Genomic DNA, 21,985 nt, shown 5'->3' with positions numbered 1-21,985 from the left:
TGTACTGACTGTAATTCGTTAATTGGTTTGATTAGTTCACAGCATCCACTAATTCTCTGAATGTCCACCAACTTTTCTACTGAATGTCATACACGATAGAATGATTATAGCATAATTTTTCTGGGATTGACCATTTTTAAAAGCAAAAAAAAGAGGCCTCTCTCACTAAATGAGCGCGGGCCCCTTTGTGCATAAGCGGACCACCACGTACCGCTTATGCGTTTTCACCATATCATGTTAACGGGCACCACCCCATTAACAATTCCCTTTTGTTCTAAGAATCCCGTCTTAGAACTCCTTCCGCCTTGTTGAGGCTCCTTCACAACCTCAACAAAACCATTATCGGACAGCAAGGCATTGCACCTTCCATAAAGGCGGCCCTAGGACATCACCCCTTGGCCAACTGCATCCCCGATAACAGTAATTATTATAGCATATTTTATTTAAGGTGAAATGTTGGAAGAACGCTAATTCCTGTTTGTGTCGCAAATTCATCTGAAACAGTAAACGATTTATCTGAAAAGTCGATTACTGCAGGCAAATTTTCTACAGTTAATCCCGATAATGCTAGTGCTTGGGCATCCCATTCATCGGTAACTAAATCATATAAGCCGGTTCGTGCAGCGTATGCTCGCGAAGTAATATTTTTACCAAATAAACGATAAATGATGTAGCTTTGCAAACTCATATAATGTACAGCCTGTTCATATACATCTGGTTGCTCGTTCTTCAGCCATAAAATCAAGACTAATGGTGTCGTGTCTAATAAGGATAACCCCATTTTACGTTGCAGTTGGCCGGTGACCCCATTCATCGTTAACGCATCCACATATTTTTGTGTATCTTTCCCATAGATTACTGGCATTAATGATGCAAAATCCTTATCAAGTGGTATTAACCCATCGATGGAAATTTCTGAAAGGATAATTTCCTCAATTTTAGAAGTCGGACTATCTAACAATACTTCATTAGTTTTTTTAATTGCGCTAATCATCTGATTAAAAATTTTATCTGGTGTGATGGCTGCACGTTCTGTATCTGTCGTTGATACCGGCAATTCAACTTGATGCCGTGCATTATTTTCATCAATAAGTGTCGTTTTAATTGATAACAAAGATACATCAACTGTTAGTGTATATTTCATGATAACTCCTCTAGGTTAATACTATTATTATACGCTAGTGCGCCTAAAAAAGAGAGTGAGACAAAAGTTGTTTGTTCTATAAAATTAACCAGCTTATAACTAAGACATTTTTAGCAAAAAAAGTTGGAACAATTTCTTTTGTTCCAACTTCTTACTTTCACAATCAAAATATTTTATAGGTCGGACAAAGTAAAAATTACTTTGCAGCGTCCATAGCATGTCCACCGAATCCGTTACGTAATGCTGACACAACCTTACCAGTAAATGTGTCTTCTTGTAATGAACGGTAACGCATCATCAATGACAAAGCAATAACAGGTGCTGGTACTTGCAAGTCCAATGATTCTTCAATCGTCCACTTACCTTCACCAGATGAGTGCATAACACCTGAGATCTTGTCTAGCTTAGGGTCCTTTGAGAATTGCTCTTCAGCCAATTCCATCAACCATGAACGGATAACTGAACCGTGGTTCCACAACTTAGCAACAGCTTCGTAGTCGTAATCGTATTGTGAGGCTTCCAAAACTTCGAAACCTTCAGCAATAGCTTGCATCATACCATACTCAATACCATTGTGAACCATCTTCAAGTAGTGACCTGAACCTAATTCACCAGTGTATAGGTAACCGTCTTTTTCAGCAATGGCTTCGAACAAAGGCTCGATAGTCTTCCATGCTTCAGCATCATCTCCACCGATCATGAAGTTTCCGCCGTTACGAGCACCTGACATACCACCTGAAGTACCCGCATCAAAGAACTTGATACCTGCAGCAGAAGTACGCTTGTTTTGCTCCAAGTTATCCTTGTAGTTTGAGTTTCCACCATCGATGATGATGTCGCCAGCATCTAGCTTTTCGATCAATGTATCGATTGTTGAGTTAGTTGGCTTACCAGCTGGAACCATTACCCAAACAACCTTTGGTGATGGCAAAGCTGCCAACATGTCATCTAAGTCAGTAACACCAGTAACAGCGTCTGAATATGAGTCAGCTTCCTTTACTGAATCTGCACTCAAATCATAAGCAACTACCTCATGACCATTATCAACAGCATTTTTTACCAAGTTCAAGCCCATCTTACCAAGGCCGATCATTGCGAACTTCATGTCTGTACCCCTTTTTTTCTTTGGTTTTTTCTTTACTCCATTATTATAATGCAAAAGTTTTTCATAATGCAAGCTTTTTGTTGTAAAATCTTTTCATGAGCTATTTGAGTTTGCGCAATTTTGTGACATAATAAGGTAACGAAGGAGAAATTATGGCACAATCAGGATTTGCTCGAATACGGTCAATGCGTGACCAATTAACTGGATCAGACAATAAAATTGCTGCATTCATCTTAAAAAACCCCAACGAAATTCGTTCATTAACCATCCAAGAGCTGGCTAATGCCGTTGGACTATCAACAGCAACCGTTTCCCGATTTGTTAAACGGGTTGGTTTTGGTTCATTTCGTGAATTTTCATTAAGTTTGGCTAGCGTACCAGCTCCCGAAAATAGTTTTTTCGGTGAAATTGACCAAACTGATGACCAAAATGAAATTGTTCAAAAAGTATTTAGCGGGGCAGAAAACGCCCTTGAAGCAACCGTAAACCTTATTAAAGCAGATGATTGGTCACTAGCAACTGACTGGTTGATCAGTGCACAACACGTCGGTTTATTTGGTATTGGTGGCTCATCTATTGTTGCTTTAAATGGCTACCATAAATTTTTAAGGACGCCCTTGCACATTGAACAGCATCCCGACTATGATGTGCAATTAATGCAAGCTGTTCACATGACTGAACAGGACGTGGCAATCGTTATCTCTCATTCAGGTCGTAATCATGGAACATTAAACCTTGCTAGACAGTTAAAAGCAAACAACGTTAAAATCATTGCGATTACAGGACACCCCAAGTCTGAATTAGCAAAACTTGCCTCATTGACTTTAGCTAGTGCAGCAGAGGAAGTTAATATTCGTAGTGAATCAATGTCGTCCCTAATTGCCCAATTAACCATTATGGATAGTTTATTCACACTGGTTGGTGTGCAATTGGGAGATAAAACGCAAGCTGTTGTAGATAAAATACGCGTAACGATTGAAGATAGTCGTGAGTAACTTTTGTTCATAAAACACTTATATTATATATAAAAAGCCCTAACTGAACTGAACCCCAAAAATTGGAGTGACGTTTAAGCGGCTAACTGGTCGGAAAGATTTCGGTATTGAACCGGAGTTCTTCCGGCCAGTTTTGTTTTTATCCGCTTATTGTTGTAGTAATAGACATAGTTAGTTATGCCGGACTTTAATTCGTCATAACTTTGATAATGGTTGTTATGTACCGTTCCTACCTTCAAGATGTGGAAGATACTCTCAGCCATTGCGTTATCTAGGCATGTCGCTTTGCGACTCATGCTCTGGAACACACGGTTAGTCTTTAGCCGTGATACATACTCATAATTTTGATATTGGAAACCTTGGTCAGAGTGAATTGTCATTCGATAATTCAATTCTGGCCTATTTTGTAGAAGCTCATCTAATGGCTTTGTGACGAACTCGACAGTTGGATGAAGATCGATATTCCAAGTGAGAATCTCACCACTATAAACATCAATATAGGCGGTGAAATAAGCACGTTCAGCCATCGTGCCTGATCCCCAACGGACTTCAGTGACGTCGGTGAGAACCTTCTGATATGGTCGATCCGTTGTGAACCGACGGTTTACACGATTCGGTGAGATATGTCCGACAGTGCCGGCGTAAGAATTGTACTTCCGTGTCAGACGGTTGAAAGCAGTACAGAGAAGCCCGTTCATCTTCATAATTTTCAGCACAACCTTATGGTTGGTGTTGAAGCCACGATTACGAAGCTCTTGTGTGACACGACGGTAACCGTAGTCCGGGTTGTCATCACGAATTGATATAATCGCATCAATTAACTCACGTGGATACTCCTTGTACGCACGCTTGCACGCGTCATGATAACTACTGCTAGACATCTCGGCTACTTGAAGAAGCAGCTTCAACTTGCACTTCAACTCTTGCCTTAGCACAGTGATTACTACCGCTTTGTCTTGGTTTGTAATTTCTTCTTTTCCTGAGCTAAGGCCTCGAGTTTTTCCAAGTAGGCTACCTTAATTCGAAGTAGTTCATTCTCTTCTTCGAGCTTCTTGATCTTGTCGTGTTCTTGCTTATTCATAGTTCGTTTCCGCCTTCGTTTATCAGGTTTTAGCCGACCAGACTCTAGCGCACGTTCCCAATGCCAAATTAAAGATGGACTTGTTATCCTAAACTTTCTAGCCGTTATGGGATACGACGCGTTGTGATTCAGTCGCCAATTAATTACCTTGATTTTAAAGGAATACGGATAACTTGTCTTGTTTCTGTGGGAATCTTTGATTCCATAAATACCATCCTGTTTGATTGATTTCACCCAGATTTCAAGAGTCGAATGAGCTTTGATTCCGAATTTTCTCCGTATTTCAACGGGCGGAACACCTTTGAGATACATCGATACTGCTTCAATTTGAATTTCTTTCGAGAACATAAGAAAACCCCATGAGTTAGATTTACTCCAACTCATGGGGTTCAGTTCAAACTTTTGTTGAGTTAAGGCTTTTTTGCTGATATTTATAATTGTTCTGGTAATAATGCGACTAGCGATTGTAGCCACTGCTTCAATTGAGTATCGTCAGTGTCAACTGTAAATGGTGTTGTAGAATAAACAACAGCAACATTCTGCCAATCGAGTGCACCATGACTGATGAATGACTTTGATAAGTCTTGAATATTTGCATTGGTAACTGTTGCTAATTGGCTAGTTCCCGCGAAACGACTCAGGTACCAATTTACAGCTAGTTGTTGACTAACGACACTGGTAATATCCACATCCTTGTCTGTCAGACGAACCACATTTTTAGTAGGCAATGCTGGCACTTCTTTTATAATAAAATGAGAAAATTTTGGCCACTGACCCACAATAATTGCATAAAATTGCCAAGGTACTTTACTAGCAATTTGAGCTAGTGTCTGAACCGTTATCTTATCCATATCCCATAGCTCACTATCAACAATACTAGTAGCTATTTGTTGACCCCATTCCGCTAAAAAGCGTTGCATCGTTTCATCAACTAAAGCAGACGTTGCATGTTGCGTTAATACATAGCGACCTTGCAAAAAATCAGCTACTTCTGAAAGATCGATTTCAGCATTTACTTGACGTTGCGCACGCTGTTTCAACTGACGACTTTTTTTATTAGTGCTTACTCCTGCATAATGTCCTTGTTTAACCACAATATACCTCTTTTTATCACCTGTCTGCTCGACTAAGTAGCCAAGAAACTAGGATAACGACAACAACCGCACCAATAATCGATGGGATAAGCGCCATGCCTGCAACGTTTGGCCCCCATGATCCCAGTACTAATTCACCAAGCCATGACCCAACTAGACCAGCAACAATATTAGCAATCCAACCCATGGAACCACCATGTTTTGTCACAGCCCCTGCAATAGCACCAATAACCGCACCAACAATAAGTACCCAAATTAAATGAAACATCGCTATCTCCTTTCTCATCCTAAACTATCGTCACAACCTGTGTTACAATAAGCAGAAACAGGGAGGACAATATCATGTACTTAACATTTTCTGACACTGCTCTACAGCGTATTTCACCCTTGGTAACGACAGATACCCGCATCGCACTTGATTTGGACGATGGTGTTGGTCCATTTTCAAATTCTGCCACATGCACCTTTGATGTTGCATTCAACTTGGTTCTTTGCCAAGCCAGTGATTTATCAGACGATTTCAATATGACCATTGATAGCGATTTAGGTCCTGTCTACATCAAAGATTATACAACAGAACAGTTAGACTCTGCACTTAATTTAGACGTTGATCATTATCTTCGTTATAAGCTTTCAGGTCCATCTGGTATTTTAGATCCTAACGTGACACTGCGTAATTTACAACCAGTGGGTTAACATAAATAAAGTAGCATTAAAGAACATAATTAAAAGGTTGGGACAAAAGCAAATGTTCCAATTTTTTTTGCTAAAAATGCCTTCAAAACGACTTTTGTCTCGCCCTCCCTTTTTATCTATTTGCCAAATCATACTCCAGCTGCTGTATTTTATTTATCAAAGCATCTTCAATAATTTGGTGACGTGCCAGTTCTTGTTTAGCAATTTCCGGCTGCTGTGTTGGTGTTAGTAACGTAGACTGACCTTGTTGCTTTGCTACCTGATGTAATTGCTCATTTTCTTCAGCCATCAACTGCATCGTCTCCTGTAACTCAGTCGCTTGTGCTTCATAAATCTCTGCACCCGTCCGCCACTTATCAGCTTCTTGTTGTGCCTCATGTAAAGCATTAACCAATTGTTTAACTTGTTCTTCCATTGTTATTTTCATCTTGTCATCCCCCTCAACATGATTGTATAAAAAAAGCCATTCACTATGGAATGACTTTGAGACTCCGAATGTCGGGCTCGAACCGACGACAGCACGATTAACAGTCGTGTGCTCTACCAACTGAGCTAATTCGGAATGATGCATCGCGATGTCCTATCCTCGCAGGAGGCGATCCTCCAACTACTTTTGGCGCTACTGAGCTTAACTGCTGTGTTCGGTATGGGAACAGGTGTGACCTCAGTGCCATCATCACGACACGATATGATGCCGTAAGTACGTAACTTACAGTTAGTAATCATATCTTGAAATACTGACTTTGTCAATACTTTAGTATAAAACAGAGTGTATCAAAAGTGCTTTATTTATTTGCCACACTTTCTCGTAAAATATCATGCAAACGTTCATATAAAATACCAACTCTTAATCCACTAGTTGAAAAAGTGATTTTTTCAGAATCCAAATAATTCATTAAGAGTATGACCGGTATCAAGCCACCAACAATAATATCAGCACGGTCTTTACTAATACCTGGTACATTTTTTCGACCATCGAAATCAAGACTGATGATATCCTCAAATGTTTTATTCACCTGTGTATCTTTAATCTGATAACCATGGACATCCTCCATATTGAATAGATGATCCCGGCGTCGGTTAATCTTTGCAAGTGTTCGATTACTACCACCCAGTCCAATAATTGGCAAATTCAAACCATTCTTTAACCACCAAACATTTTGGAAGATTTCATTAATTGAAATGACTGCCTTAAATAATTCTGAAGCAGAAATATGATTACCAAGATCATATTCAGAAGAAATAGTAACAGATCCAATTGGAATGCTGATAAGATTTGCTACTTTACCGTTTTGAACTAAAACAATTTCAATACTTGCACCACCAGTATCAATTAGAATAGCATTGGTAATTGGTAATGTCTCTGTGACACCAATGTAGTCATAATAAGCTTCTTGTGTACCTGAAATAACTTCCAGATCAATACCAATCTCTGATTTTACCTGTTTTAAGAAGTCCTTTTGATTTGAAGCCTGTCGTACTGCTGCTGTAGCTACAGCACGAATATGGACATCATCTAATTTTTTGTAGACATCCTTAAATGAATGTAGTGCCTTCATTGTTCGTTCAATAGCCGCTGGTTTTAGAATTTTTTCTTCACCCATATCTTCAGATAAGCGCACAAATTCTTTCATATGAGTCACTGTTTCATGCGTGCCATCTTCATTAATGCGGGTAATTGTCATTCTGACTGAATTAGATCCCAAATCAATAACTACAAAATTTTCCATTAAAATCCCCTTCTACTATATCTACCTACTACCGCTACTCACTTAATGGATCGTGCTGATTTTCCGGACTGAACATTGGTTGAAACTGATTTGGATTTTGCTTATGTGAATCAGATTGTTGTTGCTGTACCCATTGTGTTGCCTGAACTGCAAAATAATCCTGTGCATCTAATGAGGCCCGTCCACGACGATCAACTCGACTATAAATACCATCTGCACCAAGAACCCTTGTTTTCACATTATCATTCCATAGTGTACGATAAATCGACAATACACGGTGAGCTAAATCTGGTTGTTCAATAGGAAACAACTGTTCAACCCGTCGATTTAAGTTTCTCGTCATCAAATCAGCTGATGACAAATATACTTGTTTTTCACCTTCAAAATCAAAAATATAAATCCGACTATGTTCCAAAAAACGCCCAACAATTGAATGTACTCTGATCGTTTCACTAATGCCTTTAATCCCCGGTTTCAAACAGCAAATGCCCCGAATAATCAAATCGATTGCCACCCCCTCATGAGAGGCTTCATACATTTTAGCAATCATTTCCTGATCAGACAAAGAATTCATCTTCATCTGAACATGGACGGGTCGTCCAAACTTTGCATAATTAATTGCTTGATCTAATTTATCCAGAATAAACTCTCGGATACCATTTGGTGAAATGTGTAGCTTATGAAAATAAGGTGGCCGTGAATATCCAGATAACATATTGAATATATTCGTGACATCAATCCCAATATTGTTATTTGCCGTCAGTAAGCCAATATCCGTATAGAAATGGGCCGTGATATCATTATAATTCCCTGTACCTAAATGAACGTACCGTCGGATGCCACTTTCTTCACGTCGTACCACTAGAGACAATTTAGAATGCGTTTTTAACCCAACCAATCCATAAATGACGTGACAACCCATGCGCTCCAGTTGACGAGCCCAATGAACATTATTTTCTTCATCAAATCTTGCTTTAACTTCAACCAAAACAGTGACCTGTTTACCATTTTGAGCAGCACGTCCCAAGTATTTGATAATTGGTGAATTACCTGAAACACGATATAAAGTCATTTTAATTGCTAAAACATTTTTATCAGTCGATGCTTGGCGAATAAATTCCACCACCGAATCAAATTTATCATATGGATGTTGCATTAAACGATCGCGTTCTTTTATTGCTTCAAAAATATTATGTTCTGCATTAAGCGCAACATCTTGATAAGCCTGAAATGGTGCATACCTCAATTCGTCTTTACCAGTAACTGCACTAGAAAGTTTTCCTAGGAAATTTAAATCAACTGGGCCATTAACTTCGTACACAGAATCTTCGTCTGTACCTAGTTCACGCACTAATCGTTTACGGAGTTTTTTACTAATATCAGATTCAACTTCTAGCCGAATCACTTTTCCATGTGCACGTAGAGTTAATTGCTGCTGCACTTCTTTCAATAGATCAGACGTATCTTCTTCAGCGACATCTAAATCCATGTCACGAATAACACGGAAAGTAGATACTTCATGAATCTTGTAATTAACAAATAATTGATCAACAAATCGCTTAATAATATCTTCTAGTAAGATAAAATCATTTTCTGCCGCAGGTAACTTTACAACACGCGGAAAAATACTAGGCACTTGCAAAGTTGCATACAGCGATTTATCACTCCCCTTTTTACTTAATCGTAGTGATAAGTTGATTGTATCATTACCAATAAACGGAAAAGGGCGTGACGTATCGTCTGCCATAGGAGTCAATACTGGATATAATTCATCATGAAAGTAGCTCTTTATGAATTCAAATTGCTCATCAACAAGATCATCAGCCTTTAATAAATTAATTCCCACTTGCTTGATTGCTGGTAATAAAATTCGATTCAATGTGGTGTATTGCTTTATCAATTGTTCATGAGCTTTATCGTTAACAGCTTTTAATTGTTGTTCTGCTGATAGGCCTGATGCATCACGTCCATCCCACTTTACTTCAATTAACTTTGCTAAGGATGCCACACGAACCATCACAAATCCATCCATATTACTCTGAGTAATCCCTAAAAATTTTAGTCGTTCTAATAATGGATTATTCTTATTTCGCGCTTCCTCAAGCACACGATCGTTAAAATCTAGCCAGCTTAATTCACGGTTTGTATAAAAATGTGGATCTTCATAATCTATTTTTGCCATTACTTAACCCCCCTTTGCTTTAGCACCGCTTTTAGACCATATGTCTCTTGAAAAAAATGACTTTTCGAGTTAAAAATCCAATTCTCATAGGCCAAATTGGCATTACTATATGCTGAAATAACCACGCTTTGACTTTTAATTGATACTGAAATTTTCTGGATTTTTTGCTGTCGATCATCATCCAATGCATCTGCTAACCTAAGAATTGCCGCCAACTTTGAAATCAAACGTCTATTTTCTGCAGAAATTTGGTTAAAATGGCTTAAATCTTCACTTGGTGTTGTCGCACTATGATATTTTGCAATTGCAGCGATAATTTCCAATTCTTCACTAGACAAGCCAATAATATCTGAATTTTTAATAATATATTCAGAATGTAAATAATGAGAATGAACCCCAATATAATTTCCTACATCATGTAGAATGGAGGCAATTTCTAACAAAACTCGTTCACGCTTCCCCAAAGTATGCAACGGTTTTAATTGATTAAATAAATGAAGTGCAAATTTTGTAACAAGATCTCGATGGACTGGTTCAACATCATAGTGATTTGCAAGATTAGTTGCCATCGTAATCATTTGCTTTGTAAAATCATGTTTTGAAAAGCCTAACGCAACTTCCTCGTCATTCACAATGCCATCAACAATTCCCGAATCTGAAAAGCTTATTTGCTTTGCACTAGTTAATTGAATAATTCGCCGAATTAATAATAACTCTGGCAGGATAAGTGGCACTGCCTCTTCATTGACCTGTAGCTGATCCGTCAGGTATTGATCTGACGCATCAACAATATCATCAACCAAATCATTAAAAACTGAAATTGAAAAAGCTGGTTCTAGTTCTTCCTTGATATAATGTGTCACCACATTTTTTATAGGTGATGTTCCTAGCAAAATAATTTGGGAATCTTCTTTCGTTATCACATTTACAAGACTCCCTATATCGAAGTCTTTTAACTTGCTATCAATATAATCATTTAAAACACTAATGGAATTGGGGGCAGATTGACGAAGACTTTGTAAATCTTCCGCAATTTTTATTGGACCGAGCGCAAAATTAGTAGATGTCACAAATTTGCCACTATCATAACGTGTAACTGAAGTATTTCCTGAAGTAATACCCACGAGATAAACAATATGATTATCTTTTTCAAGTTCTAATGAAACATTCTGATTACGATAGTACACTTCATCACTCATTGATAACCAGCGAACTTCAATACCGGTGTGTAAGAAAAATTGATCTGCCATAAAGTCAGCATTAATAGCCTGTGACAAGGCCTGACTTCCCCATAATTGATAATTTTCCACTCCATAATCATGTAAGATCTGAATAAATCCCGTTAATGCTTCCACAATTTTACTAACTGACTCAAATCTTACTGGATGTTGATGATAAACATCATCACCTAAATTAATTTATTTTGTTACTTTTTCAAGAGATTTATGTGTTTTTAAATTAACAATCAACAATTCTACACCAGTAACGTTGACTGTCATTACTCCAAAATATTTTTGAGTCATATGAAATCTCCCCAATTCAACATTTTTCTTTTCAAATTATAATTCTTATATGATAGTATACAATAGATTTTAAAATTTAATCTCCCAAAATGGATTAATGACATGAAAAATATGGGCTTAGATACTTAAAGACCCCGAATCAACCAAATAACATTGGTTGATTCGGGGTTAAATTACTTGAAATAATTTTTCCACATAGAATGGTTCTGGTAGTATTTGTTGATACGGCAAGATAATCAATTAATTATTCTTAATAAGGTAAATTTCCATGAAAGCCTGATTCACGTAGAATTTGAATAGTTGTTGAGATACTCAAAACAATTGCAACAATAAAAAGGGACACAATAATGATACATAGGCTAATAATAAATACATTTAATAACAGACTCAAAAGTATCACCTCTCTTAAAAGAGCTCACAAACTCGACCTAGTAGTACCTATCTTTAACACGTCATCGATTCAACTTAATTATTACCTTAACACCTCCTTACTTACCTTAATTTTAACATTGAAAATTCATAATGAAAGCATTGTGTTTAATTATATATTTATCAATCGATATTCTGTATACAAAAAAACTCCTATAAACCTTGTTATCAAGGCTTATAGGAGTTACACGCATGCCGACTGGGGGATTCGAACCCTCGACCTACGGTTTACGATACCGTTGCTCTACCAACTGAGCTAAGTCGGCAATTACTCCGAATGTCGGGCTCGAACCGACGACAGCACGATTAACAGTCGTGTGCTCTACCAACTGAGCTAATTCGGAATGATGCATCGCGATGTCCTATCCTCGCAGGAGGCGATCCTCCAACTACTTTTGGCGCTACTGAGCTTAACTACTGTGTTCGGTATGGGAACAGGTGTGACCTCAGTGCCATCATCACGACACGTTTTTTATTGAGTGAACTTAGTTCCCTCAAAACTGAATCATAATTGCGTTTTTCTTGCCTTACACCACTTGCTACTTGGTTAAGTCCTCGAACCATTAGTACTAGTCCGCTCCATGCGTCACCGCACGTCCACTTCTAGCCTATCTACCTCATCATCTCTGAGGGGTCTTACTTCATTTCTGAATGGGAAATCTCATCTCGAGGCGAGTTTCACACTTAGATGCTTTCAGCGTTTATCTCATCCGTACATAGCTACTCAGCGATGCTCCTGGCGGAACAACTGATACACCAGTGGTACGTCCACCCCGGTCCTCTCGTACTAAGGGCAGCTCCTCTCAAATTTCCTACGCCCGCGACGGATAGGGACCGAACTGTCTCACGACGTTCTGAACCCAGCTCGCGTACCGCTTTAATGGGCGAACAGCCCAACCCTTGGGACCGACTACAGCCCCAGGATGCGATGAGCCGACATCGAGGTGCCAAACCTCCCCGTCGATGTGGACTCTTGGGGGAGATAAGCCTGTTATCCCCAGGGTAGCTTTTGTCCGTTGAGCGATGGCCCTTCCATGCGGAACCACCGGATCACTAAGCCCTACTTTCGTACCTGCTCGACTGGTAAGTCTCACAGTCAAGCTCCCTTGTGCCTTTACACTCTGCGAATGATTTCCAACCATTCTGAGGGAACCTTTGGGCGCCTCCGTTACCTTTTAGGAGGCGACCGCCCCAGTCAAACTGCCTGCCAGACACTGTCTTCCACCACGCTTAGTGGTGTGAGTTAGAGTGTTCATACAACGAGGGTAGTATCCCACGTTTGCCTCCATCGAAACTAGCGTCCCGATTTCTACGGCTCCTACCTATGCTGTACAAGCTGCACAAACACTCAATATCAAGCTACAGTAAAGCTCCATGGGGTCTTTCCGTCCTGTCGCGGGTAACCCGCATCTTCACGGGTCTTTAAATTTCACCGAGTCTCTCGTTGAGACAGCGCCCAGATCGTTACGCCTTTCGTGCGGGTCGGAACTTACCCGACAAGGAATTTCGCTACCTTAGGACCGTTATAGTTACGGCCGCCGTTTACTGGGGCTTCAATTCGTACCTTCGCCGAAGCTAAGCACTCCTTTTAACCTTCCAGCACCGGGCAGGCGTCAGCCCCTATACGTCATCTTACGATTTTGCAGAAACCTGTGTTTTTGATAAACAGTCGCCTGGGCCTATTCACTGCGGCTCAGCTTGCGCTGAGCACCCCTTCTCCCGAAGTTACGGGGTCATTTTGCCGAGTTCCTTAACGAGAGTTCACTCGCTCACCTTAGGATGCTCTCCTCGACTACCTGTGTCGGTTTGCGGTACGGGCAGGTAAACACTAACTAGAAGCTTTTCTCGGCAGCGTGACATCACAGACTTCCCTACTTTATTTCGGTCCCCATCACAACTTGTCCGTATAAGTGCAAGCATTTGACTCACACTAAGACTTGTTGCTTGGCCCAGCATTTCCAGCCGCTGGGTTCTGTTAGCCTTCTGCGTCCCTCCATCGTTCAAACATGTTCACCTGGTACAGGAATCTCAACCTGTTAGCCATCGACTACGCATTTCGGCCTCGCCTTAGGTCCCGACTAACCCTGGGAGGACGAGCCTTCCCCAGGAAACCTTAGTCATACGGTGGACAGGATTCTCACCTGTCTTTCGCTACTCATACCGGCATTCTCACTTCTAAGCGCTCCACCAGTCCTCACGGTCTGACTTCATTGCCCTTAGAACGCTCTCCTATCGCGCCACTAATGTGGCACCCGTAGTTTCGGTGGTGTGTTTAGCCCCGGTACATTTTCGGCGCAGAATCACTCGACTAGTGAGCTATTACGCACTCTTTAAATGGTGGCTGCTTCTGAGCCAACATCCTAGTTGTCTATGCAACTTCACATCCTTTTCCACTTAACACACACTTAGGGACCTTAACTGACGATCTGGGCTGTTCCCCTTTCGACAATGGATCTTATCACTCACTGTCTGACTCCCGGACATACGTGATTGGCATTCGGAGTTTATCTTAATTTAGTAACCCGAGATGGGCCCCGCACCAAAACAGTGCTCTACCTCCAACACGCTATCTTCCGAGGCTAGCCCTAAAGCTATTTCGGAGAGAACCAGCTATCTCCAAGTTCGATTGGAATTTCACCGCTACCCACACCTCATCCCAACATTTTTCAACATGTACGGGTTCGGGCCTCCAGTGCGTTTTACCGCACCTTCACCCTGGACATGGGTAGGTCACCTGGTTTCGGGTCTACAACAACATACTAAAACGCCCATTTCAGACTCGCTTTCGCTACGGCTCCGGTCTTTCCACCTTAACCTTGCATGGTATCGTAACTCGCCGGTTCATTCTACAAAAGGCACGCTATCACCCATTAACGGGCTCTAACTTGTTGTAGGCACATGGTTTCAGGAACTTTTTCACTCCCCTTCCGGGGTGCTTTTCACCTTTCCCTCACGGTACTGGTTCACTATCGGTCACTAGGGAGTATTTAGCCTTACGAGATGGTCCTCGCAGTTTCCGACCGGATTTCACGTGTCCGGCCGTACTCAGGATCCTACACGGGAGTTTGCTTACTTTCGCATACGGGGCTATCACCCTGTTTCGCTCAGCTTCCCAGCTGATTCTGCTAATAAACAAATTTGTAACTCCACAACGGTAGTCCTACAACCCCAGAGTGCAAGCACTCTGGTTTGGGCTCCTCCGTGTTCGCTCGCCGCTACTGACGGAATCGATTTTTCTTTCTTCTCCTGTTGCTAATGAGATGTTTCAGTTCACAACGTCTACCTTCGTCTAACTATGTATTCATTAAACGATAACTTGCATCACAAGTTGGGTTCCCCCATTCGGAAATCCCCGGATCACAGCTTACTTACAGCTCCCCGAGGCATATCGGTGTTAGTCCCGTCCTTCATCGGCTCCTAGTGCCAAGGCATTCACCATGCGCCCTTAATAACTTAACCGATCAACTTTCGTTGATGATTTCGTTTGAGTATTGTGACTCAATGGTCACAAGCGATTTTAAACTTATTTAAAAAACTCAAAAAATTACGCGGTGTATTTTTTCGGCTCAATTTAATTGATTTGATCAATTATAATGAATTTAAAAATTTACAATTATGATTCAGTTTTCAAAGAACTAATTAACAACCAGATGGTTGTTATGGAGAATATCGGGTTCGAACCGATGACCCCCTGCTTGCAAAGCAGGTGCTCTCCCAGCTGAGCTAATTCCCCATATCATGGGACTGAGAGGACTCGAACCTCCGACCTCACCCTTATCAGGGGTGCGCTCTAACCAGCTGAGCTACAGTCCCAGAGATTCGACTCTCTGTCTTCATTGAGTGTAAATCACTCAAAACTAAATATCGTTTCGTTGAATGTGTAGGCTTCCGATTTTCCTTAGAAAGGAGGTGATCCAGCCGCAGGTTCTCCTACGGCTACCTTGTTACGACTTCACCCTAATCATCTGCCCCACCTTAGACGGCTGGCTCCTAAAAGGTTACCCCACCGGCTTTGGGTGTTACAAACTCTCATGGTGTGACGGGCGGTGTGTACAAGACCCGGGAACGTATTCACCGCGGCGTGCTGATCCGCGATTACTAGCGATTCCGACTTCATGTAGGCGAGTTGCAGCCTACAATCCGAACTGAGACATACTTTAAGAGATTAGCGCACCCTCGCGGGTTGGCGACTCGTTGTATATGCCATTGTAGCACGTGTGTAGCCCAGGTCATAAGGGGCATGATGATTTGACGTCATCCCCACCTTCCTCCGGTTTGTCACCGGCAGTCTCACTAGAGTGCCCAACTGAATGCTGGCAACTAATAATAAGGGTTGCGCTCGTTGCGGGACTTAACCCAACATCTCACGACACGAGCTGACGACAACCATGCACCACCTGTCACCTTGTCCCCGAAGGGAACGTCCTATTTCTAGGATTAGCAAGGGATGTCAAGACCTGGTAAGGTTCTTCGCGTTGCTTCGAATTAAACCACATGCTCCACCGCTTGTGCGGGTCCCCGTCAATTCCTTTGAGTTTCAACCTTGCGGTCGTACTCCCCAGGCGGAGTGCTTAATGCGTTAGCTGCGACACTCAAGGGCGGAAACCCTCGAACATCTAGCACTCATCGTTTACGGTGTGGACTACCAGGGTATCTAATCCTGTTTGCTACCCACACTTTCGAGCCTCAACGTCAGTTACAGTCCAGAAAGCCGCCTTCGCCACTGGTGTTCTTCCATATATCTACGCATTTCACCGCTACACATGGAGTTCCACTTTCCTCTACTGCACTCAAGTCATCCAGTTTCCAAAGCCATTCCTCAGTTGAGCTGAGGGCTTTCACTTCAGACTTAAATAACCGTCTGCGCTCGCTTTACGCCCAATAAATCCGGATAACGCTTGGAACATACGTATTACCGCGGCTGCTGGCACGTATTTAGCCGTTCCTTTCTGGTAAGATACCGTCACACACTGAACAGTTACTCTCAGTGCCGTTCTTCTCTTATAACAGTGTTTTACGAGCCGAAACCCTTCATCACACACGCGGCGTTGCTCCATCAGGCTTGCGCCCATTGTGGAAGATTCCCTACTGCTGCCTCCCGTAGGAGTATGGGCCGTGTCTCAGTCCCATTGTGGCCGATCAGTCTCTCAACTCGGCTATGCATCATTGCCTTGGTAAGCCGTTACCTTACCAACTAGCTAATGCACCGCGGGTCCATCTCTTAGTGATAGCAGAACCATCTTTCAACCAACAACCATGCGGTTGTTGGTATTATACGGTATTAGCACTTGTTTCCAAATGTTATCCCCTGCTAAGAGGTAGGTTACCCACGTGTTACTCACCCGTTCGCCACTCTTTGTCAGATAAAATCAAATCAGAGCAAGCTCTTCATATCAGTTAAAGACAAAGCGTTCGACTTGCATGTATTAGGCACGCCGCCAGCGTTCATCCTGAGCCAGGATCAAACTCTCATTTTAAAAGCTTGAGTATAACTCATTTGTTATTTGTTGTTTAACAGAAGTTAAACGAATTTACTAGCGAATTGACTTCGCAAATGTTTTTGTATCAAGTAAAATACTTGATGACCCTACACATTTGTTTCATCGAAACGATATTCAGTTTTCAATGATCTACGTTGTGTTTCACAACTTAGTTAGTATATCAACAATCTAAGTGATTGTCAACAACTAAGTTTTATAAAAAACCTTTTACAAAACTTGCGTTTCACAACTTAAACTATATTACAGTATGTTCATTTGAATGTCAACACTATAATTTAGATAAATTTTGATGCCTTTTGAATTGATTTTTTCATCACTTCCAAAACCCAACTTTTATATAATACGACTATGATTGAGAGAATGCAAGCTTTAATTTGAATTTTATAACATTTAATTTTAGTACCTAGATGATTTTCATTAGCTTATCAAATAAGCCACACACCAATAAAAAAGCTGAAACTGAACTGAACCCCAAAAATTGGAGTGACGTTTAAGCGGCTAACTGGTCGGAAAGATTTCGGTATTGAACCGGAGTTCTTCCGGCCAGTTTTGTTTTTATCCGCTTATTGTTGTAGTAATAGACATAGTTAGTTATGCCGGACTTTAATTCGTCATAACTTTGATAATGGTTGTTATGTACCGTTCCTACCTTCAAGATGTGGAAGATACTCTCAGCCATTGCGTTATCTAGGCATGTCGCTTTGCGACTCATGCTCTGGAACACACGGTTAGTCTTTAGCCGTGATACATACTCATAATTTTGATATTGGAAACCTTGGTCAGAGTGAATTGTCATTCGATAATTCAATTCTGGCCTATTTTGTAGAAGCTCATCTAATGGCTTTGTGACGAACTCGACAGTTGGATGAAGATCGATATTCCAAGTGAGAATCTCACCACTATAAACATCAATATAGGCGGTGAAATAAGCACGTTCAGCCATCGTGCCTGATCCCCAACGGACTTCAGTGACGTCGGTGAGAACCTTCTGATATGGTCGATCCGTTGTGAACCGACGGTTTACACGATTCGGTGAGATATGTCCGACAGTGCCGGCGTAAGAATTGTACTTCCGTGTCAGACGGTTGAAAGCAGTACAGAGAAGCCCGTTCATCTTCATAATTTTCAGCACAACCTTATGGTTGGTGTTGAAGCCACGATTACGAAGCTCTTGTGTGACACGACGGTAACCGTAGTCCGGGTTGTCATCACGAATTGATATAATCGCATCAATTAACTCACGTGGATACTCCTTGTACGCACGCTTGCACGCGTCATGATAACTACTGCTAGACATCTCGGCTACTTGAAGAAGCAGCTTCAACTTGCACTTCAACTCTTGCCTTAGCACAGTGATTACTACCGCTTTGTCTTGGTTTGTAATTTCTTCTTTTCCTGAGCTAAGGCCTCGAGTTTTTCCAAGTAGGCTACCTTAATTCGAAGTAGTTCATTCTCTTCTTCGAGCTTCTTGATCTTGTCGTGTTCTTGCTTATTCATAGTTCGTTTCCGCCTTCGTTTATCAGGTTTTAGCCGACCAGACTCTAGCGCACGTTCCCAATGCCAAATTAAAGATGGACTTGTTATCCTAAACTTTCTAGCCGTTATGGGATACGACGCGTTGTGATTCAGTCGCCAATTAATTACCTTGATTTTAAAGGAATACGGATAACTTGTCTTGTTTCTGTGGGAATCTTTGATTCCATAAATACCATCCTGTTTGATTGATTTCACCCAGATTTCAAGAGTCGAATGAGCTTTGATTCCGAATTTTCTCCGTATTTCAACGGGCGGAACACCTTTGAGATACATCGATACTGCTTCAATTTGAATTTCTTTCGAGAACATAAGAAAACCCCATGAGTTAGATTTACTCCAACTCATGGGGTTCAGTTCAAACAGAATTTTCTATCTGTTTCAGCTTTTTATAGATGCAATATTTTTTTCGTGTTGATATCTTAACGCATTGTTGGGAATAACAAGACGTCACGAATCGTATCAGCATTTGTTAGTAGCATTACTAAACGATCGATTCCAATACCTAAACCACCAGTAGGCGGCATACCATACTCCAAAGACTCAATAAAGTCTTCGTCGATACCTTCGGCTTCATCATTTCCGGCTGCTCGTTCTGCTGCTTGTGCCTCAAAACGCTCACGTTGATCAATCGGATCATTTAACTCAGTAAAGGCATTAGCGTATTCACCACCTGAGATAAACAACTCAAAACGTTGTGCAAAACGCTTATCATCATCACTCTTCTTAGCCAATGGCGACACTTCTACTGGATGTCCATAAACAAAAGTTGGTTCAATTAACGTATCTTCAACAAAGTCTTCAAAGAATTCATTGATAATGTGACCAACACCCCAGTATTGTTCATACTTAACACCCTTTTCATCAGCAATCGCACGAGCCTCTTCAACAGTGTAATCTTGCCAAAAATCAACACCAGTCTTTTCCTTGATCAAGTCCACCATGTGCTTACGTGCAAATGGCTTAGCTAAATCAATCGTGTGTTCCTGATAAGCAATGATCATGTCATCGGCAACAACCTTTGCAGCAGCCTTAAAGATATTTTCAGTTTCAGTCATGACATCGCCAAGGTCCCAGAAGGCAGCATAAGATTCCATAACTGTAAATTCAGGGTTGTGCTTTGGATCCATACCTTCGTTACGGAAGACACGACCAATTTCATAAACACGTTCCATACCACCAACAATTAAACGCTTTAAATGTAGTTCAAGCGCAATACGCATGTACAAATCGATATTCAAAGCATTGTGGTGTGTAATAAATGGTCGCGCAGCAGCCCCACCAGCAGCATTTTGAAGCATAGGTGTTTCCACTTCTGTAAAGCCATCACCATCCATGTATGCACGAATAGCAGAAATAATTTTTGAACGCTTTTGGAAACGATCAAATGAGTCATCATTCGCAATCAAATCCAAATAACGCTGACGATACTTTGTTTCAACATCGGTCAAACCATGGAACTTATCTGGCAAAGGACGCAAAGCTTTTGAAAGGTGCGTAATTGCAGTCACATTTAATGACAATTCTCCAGCACGGGTCTTCATGATAGTTCCTTTGAAGCCTAACCAGTCACCCAAATCTGATTTTTTAAACCATTCATAAGTTTCTTCACCAACTACTGGTTTTTGTACAAATACTTGGATACGTCCTGAACGATCCTTGATATCGGCAAAACTGATTTTACCTGAACGACGCTTTGTCATCATGCGCCCAGCAATTGCGACTTCATTCGCCTGTGCTTCTAAAACTTCACCTGAAACATCATCATATAATACATGTAGTTCAGATGCCATATGTGTCCGATCAAAACGGTGACCAAATGGATCGATACCTGCATCACGCAATTCGGTCATTTTTTCACGGCGTTTGATCATTTGGTCATTTAACGACACTTGTTGGTCAGCCATATTCCTATTCCTGCCTCATTTTTCTTTATTGATTCTTTGGTGCTGCCACCATACATAATTATAAGTTTGCCAATCTTCTGTCTATTTTGCAAGTCTCAGAACTAATTTTACAAACCATTTGCATCCTTACTAGCAATAATTGCCTGCAATTCGTTTTCGTCGAAATTAATAATTTTACCAGTAAATCGATCAATAATTTCAACACCATGGTCTTCAGTTAATATTTCTTGTAATTCTGTTAGTGGTAATGTTGCTAACATTCGAGCATAGTCATGCTTCGCAATTTCTGGGTATAGATTTACCTCAGTCGTTGACAACACTTTCACTTGTTCTTCACCAAACAAATTATTGAGTAAATCACTCGGTGTAAATCCTTCAAGCAATTGTGTGGAGATAGCTGGGAAATTAGCTAATTTATCTTCTAATGCTGCAATATCTTCATCAGTTGCGTCAGGTAATGTCGAAACCATAAATCCTCCGGCTGCGACAACAGTGCCATTAGGATCAACCAAGACAGATACCGCTATGGCCGAAGGGATTTGCTCTGATTTAGCCATATAATAAGTTAAGTCATCCCCAATTTCACCAGTCACTAAGGCCACTTGCCCTGTAAACGGCTCATTTGCTCCAAAATCTTTTGTCACTGATAAAAATCCATCTGTACCAACAGCATTCGCTACGTCAGGTTGCCCCTTAGGCGTCAAAGGTAGAGTCACTTTTGGATTAGTCACATAGCCACGAACCTCACCCTGAGCTGATGCCTCGATAACAACTTTTCCAGCTGGTCCTTGACCATCAATACTGATAGCTAAGCGTTCATCGCCCTTAAGGATCGCATTTGACACCATCAATGAACCAAGCAATGCACGTCCTAAAATCGTAATTCCCAGTTGTGAAGCGTCATGAAATGTGGCAACTGTTTTCATCATATCAGTTGCTTCAATTGCAATCGCACGAAACTTACCATCATCCGTTATCGCACGTATTAATTTATCTGCCATATTGATGTCCTTTTCTGATTGTTTTTCCGTTATCAAGTGTACCACAGAGTACATAAAAAAAGAG

Annotated in this window: 16 protein-coding genes, 5 tRNA genes and 4 rRNA genes; 2 read left to right on the top strand and 23 right to left on the bottom strand. The window is 41.0% G+C overall.

Annotation, left to right across the window (positions count from 1 at the left end; all coding sequences use genetic code 11):
• Nucleotides 1-439: 439 nt before the first annotated feature.
• Together ACQ4QH_RS00795 and gnd are read right to left on the bottom strand one after the other, a co-directional pair.
• The gene (locus ACQ4QH_RS00795; RefSeq protein WP_439818916.1) at nt 440-1,144 is read right to left on the bottom strand and encodes an FGGY family carbohydrate kinase; all 705 of its coding nucleotides are present in this window, start codon (nt 1,142-1,144) and stop codon (nt 440-442) included.
• 196 nt (nt 1,145-1,340) lie between these two features.
• Nucleotides 1,341-2,249 (bottom strand): phosphogluconate dehydrogenase (NAD(+)-dependent, decarboxylating), encoded by a 909-nt coding sequence (gene gnd, locus ACQ4QH_RS00790; RefSeq protein ID WP_140837312.1) that lies wholly within the window; start codon nt 2,247-2,249, stop codon nt 1,341-1,343.
• 152 nt (nt 2,250-2,401) lie between these two features.
• On the opposite strand from gnd, the gene ACQ4QH_RS00785 reads away from it, so the two are divergent.
• The gene (locus ACQ4QH_RS00785) at nt 2,402-3,244 is read left to right on the top strand and encodes a MurR/RpiR family transcriptional regulator (protein WP_439818915.1); all 843 of its coding nucleotides are present in this window, start codon (nt 2,402-2,404) and stop codon (nt 3,242-3,244) included.
• Nucleotides 3,245-3,318: 74 nt separating this feature from the next.
• On the opposite strand, the gene ACQ4QH_RS00780 is transcribed toward ACQ4QH_RS00785, so the two are convergent.
• The 4 genes from ACQ4QH_RS00780 to ACQ4QH_RS00765 all read right to left on the bottom strand — a co-directional run bounded on the left by ACQ4QH_RS00780 (nt 3,319) and on the right by ACQ4QH_RS00765 (nt 5,687).
• Nucleotides 3,319-4,179 carry an IS3 family transposase gene (locus ACQ4QH_RS00780; RefSeq protein WP_002829237.1) on the bottom strand — a complete coding sequence of 287 codons (861 nt, stop codon included), beginning with the start codon at nt 4,177-4,179 and terminating at the stop codon, nt 3,319-3,321.
• 8 nt (nt 4,180-4,187) lie between these two features.
• On the bottom strand, nt 4,188-4,673 hold the full coding sequence (locus ACQ4QH_RS00775; RefSeq protein ID WP_096740512.1) for a transposase: 486 nt from the start codon (nt 4,671-4,673) through the stop codon (nt 4,188-4,190).
• Nucleotides 4,674-4,756: 83 nt separating this feature from the next.
• Complete coding sequence (locus ACQ4QH_RS00770; RefSeq protein WP_439818914.1) at nt 4,757-5,419, bottom strand: hypothetical protein; 663 nt, start codon at nt 5,417-5,419, stop codon at nt 4,757-4,759.
• A 16-nt stretch (nt 5,420-5,435) separates the two neighbouring features.
• A complete protein-coding gene (locus ACQ4QH_RS00765; RefSeq protein WP_040761049.1) occupies nt 5,436-5,687 on the bottom strand; it encodes a GlsB/YeaQ/YmgE family stress response membrane protein in 252 nt (83 codons plus the stop codon).
• Between the two features lie 74 nt (nt 5,688-5,761).
• Between ACQ4QH_RS00765 and ACQ4QH_RS00760 the strand changes: the two genes are divergently transcribed.
• Nucleotides 5,762-6,115 (top strand): iron-sulfur cluster biosynthesis family protein, encoded by a 354-nt coding sequence (locus ACQ4QH_RS00760; protein ID WP_002828866.1) that lies wholly within the window; start codon nt 5,762-5,764, stop codon nt 6,113-6,115.
• 112 nt (nt 6,116-6,227) lie between these two features.
• Here ACQ4QH_RS00760 and ACQ4QH_RS00755 read toward each other — a convergent pair whose 3' ends face one another.
• The 17 genes from ACQ4QH_RS00755 to hslO all read right to left on the bottom strand — a co-directional run bounded on the left by ACQ4QH_RS00755 (nt 6,228) and on the right by hslO (nt 21,921).
• Nucleotides 6,228-6,542: a hypothetical protein gene (locus tag ACQ4QH_RS00755; RefSeq protein WP_439818913.1), complete on the bottom strand. Its 315-nt coding sequence runs from the start codon at nt 6,540-6,542 to the stop codon at nt 6,228-6,230.
• A 62-nt stretch (nt 6,543-6,604) separates the two neighbouring features.
• Nucleotides 6,605-6,677, bottom strand: a tRNA-Asn gene (locus ACQ4QH_RS00750).
• A 5-nt stretch (nt 6,678-6,682) separates the two neighbouring features.
• Nucleotides 6,683-6,799: ribosomal RNA gene (gene rrf, locus ACQ4QH_RS00745) — 5S ribosomal RNA — on the bottom strand.
• 101 nt (nt 6,800-6,900) lie between these two features.
• Nucleotides 6,901-7,845: a Ppx/GppA family phosphatase gene (locus ACQ4QH_RS00740; protein ID WP_439818912.1), complete on the bottom strand. Its 945-nt coding sequence runs from the start codon at nt 7,843-7,845 to the stop codon at nt 6,901-6,903.
• A gap of 34 nt (nt 7,846-7,879) precedes the next feature.
• On the bottom strand, nt 7,880-10,027 hold the full coding sequence (locus tag ACQ4QH_RS00735) for an RNA degradosome polyphosphate kinase (RefSeq protein WP_439818911.1): 2,148 nt from the start codon (nt 10,025-10,027) through the stop codon (nt 7,880-7,882).
• The gene (locus ACQ4QH_RS00730; RefSeq protein WP_439818910.1) at nt 10,027-11,382 is read right to left on the bottom strand and encodes a Ppx/GppA phosphatase family protein; all 1,356 of its coding nucleotides are present in this window, start codon (nt 11,380-11,382) and stop codon (nt 10,027-10,029) included. Before ACQ4QH_RS00730 ends, ACQ4QH_RS00735 begins: the two co-directional genes overlap by 1 nt.
• 790 nt (nt 11,383-12,172) lie before the next feature.
• Nucleotides 12,173-12,245, bottom strand: a tRNA-Thr gene (locus ACQ4QH_RS00725).
• 5 nt (nt 12,246-12,250) lie between these two features.
• Nucleotides 12,251-12,323: transfer RNA gene (locus ACQ4QH_RS00720), tRNA-Asn, on the bottom strand.
• A 5-nt stretch (nt 12,324-12,328) separates the two neighbouring features.
• Nucleotides 12,329-12,445, bottom strand: a 5S ribosomal RNA gene (gene rrf / locus ACQ4QH_RS00715).
• Between the two features lie 77 nt (nt 12,446-12,522).
• Nucleotides 12,523-15,438 (bottom strand): 23S ribosomal RNA (locus tag ACQ4QH_RS00710).
• Nucleotides 15,439-15,639: 201 nt separating this feature from the next.
• Nucleotides 15,640-15,712, bottom strand: a tRNA-Ala gene (locus ACQ4QH_RS00705).
• A gap of 6 nt (nt 15,713-15,718) precedes the next feature.
• Nucleotides 15,719-15,792 (bottom strand) — tRNA-Ile (locus tag ACQ4QH_RS00700).
• Between the two features lie 89 nt (nt 15,793-15,881).
• A 16S ribosomal RNA gene (locus tag ACQ4QH_RS00695) occupies nt 15,882-17,456 on the bottom strand.
• The 16S, 23S and 5S rRNA genes sit together here with 4 tRNA genes alongside, the layout of an rRNA operon.
• Before the next feature lie 514 nt (nt 17,457-17,970).
• The gene (locus ACQ4QH_RS00690; protein ID WP_002829237.1) at nt 17,971-18,831 is read right to left on the bottom strand and encodes an IS3 family transposase; all 861 of its coding nucleotides are present in this window, start codon (nt 18,829-18,831) and stop codon (nt 17,971-17,973) included.
• 8 nt (nt 18,832-18,839) lie between these two features.
• A complete protein-coding gene (locus ACQ4QH_RS00685) occupies nt 18,840-19,325 on the bottom strand; it encodes a transposase (RefSeq protein ID WP_096740512.1) in 486 nt (161 codons plus the stop codon).
• A gap of 110 nt (nt 19,326-19,435) precedes the next feature.
• The gene (gene lysS / locus ACQ4QH_RS00680) at nt 19,436-20,920 is read right to left on the bottom strand and encodes a lysine--tRNA ligase (protein ID WP_439818909.1); all 1,485 of its coding nucleotides are present in this window, start codon (nt 20,918-20,920) and stop codon (nt 19,436-19,438) included.
• A gap of 107 nt (nt 20,921-21,027) precedes the next feature.
• The gene (hslO, locus tag ACQ4QH_RS00675; RefSeq protein WP_439818908.1) at nt 21,028-21,921 is read right to left on the bottom strand and encodes an Hsp33 family molecular chaperone HslO; all 894 of its coding nucleotides are present in this window, start codon (nt 21,919-21,921) and stop codon (nt 21,028-21,030) included.
• Nucleotides 21,922-21,985: the final 64 nt, after the last annotated feature.

The organism is Weissella paramesenteroides (assembly GCF_051903945.1).
GTDB lineage: Bacteria > Bacillota > Bacilli > Lactobacillales > Lactobacillaceae > Weissella > Weissella paramesenteroides_A.
The sequence above is the reverse complement of the archived record's forward strand: the minus strand, read 5'-3'. Positions and strand labels throughout refer to the sequence as shown.

Excerpts from the sequence above, each read along its gene's own strand:
- ACQ4QH_RS00795 (WP_439818916.1), bottom strand. The coding sequence starts at position 1,144 with ATGAAATATACACTAACAGTTGATGTATCTTTGTTATCAATTAAAACG.
- gnd (WP_140837312.1), bottom strand. The coding sequence starts at position 2,249 with ATGAAGTTCGCAATGATCGGCCTTGGTAAGATGGGCTTGAACTTGGTA.
- ACQ4QH_RS00785 (WP_439818915.1), top strand. The coding sequence starts at position 2,402 with ATGGCACAATCAGGATTTGCTCGAATACGGTCAATGCGTGACCAATTA.
- ACQ4QH_RS00775 (WP_096740512.1), bottom strand. The coding sequence starts at position 4,673 with ATGTTCTCGAAAGAAATTCAAATTGAAGCAGTATCGATGTATCTCAAA.
- ACQ4QH_RS00765 (WP_040761049.1), bottom strand. The coding sequence starts at position 5,687 with ATGTTTCATTTAATTTGGGTACTTATTGTTGGTGCGGTTATTGGTGCT.
- ACQ4QH_RS00760 (WP_002828866.1), top strand. The coding sequence starts at position 5,762 with ATGTACTTAACATTTTCTGACACTGCTCTACAGCGTATTTCACCCTTG.
- ACQ4QH_RS00755 (WP_439818913.1), bottom strand. The coding sequence starts at position 6,542 with ATGAAAATAACAATGGAAGAACAAGTTAAACAATTGGTTAATGCTTTA.
- ACQ4QH_RS00740 (WP_439818912.1), bottom strand. The coding sequence starts at position 7,845 with ATGGAAAATTTTGTAGTTATTGATTTGGGATCTAATTCAGTCAGAATG.
- ACQ4QH_RS00735 (WP_439818911.1), bottom strand. The coding sequence starts at position 10,027 with ATGGCAAAAATAGATTATGAAGATCCACATTTTTATACAAACCGTGAA.
- ACQ4QH_RS00685 (WP_096740512.1), bottom strand. The coding sequence starts at position 19,325 with ATGTTCTCGAAAGAAATTCAAATTGAAGCAGTATCGATGTATCTCAAA.
- lysS (WP_439818909.1), bottom strand. The coding sequence starts at position 20,920 with ATGGCTGACCAACAAGTGTCGTTAAATGACCAAATGATCAAACGCCGT.
- hslO (WP_439818908.1), bottom strand. The coding sequence starts at position 21,921 with ATGGCAGATAAATTAATACGTGCGATAACGGATGATGGTAAGTTTCGT.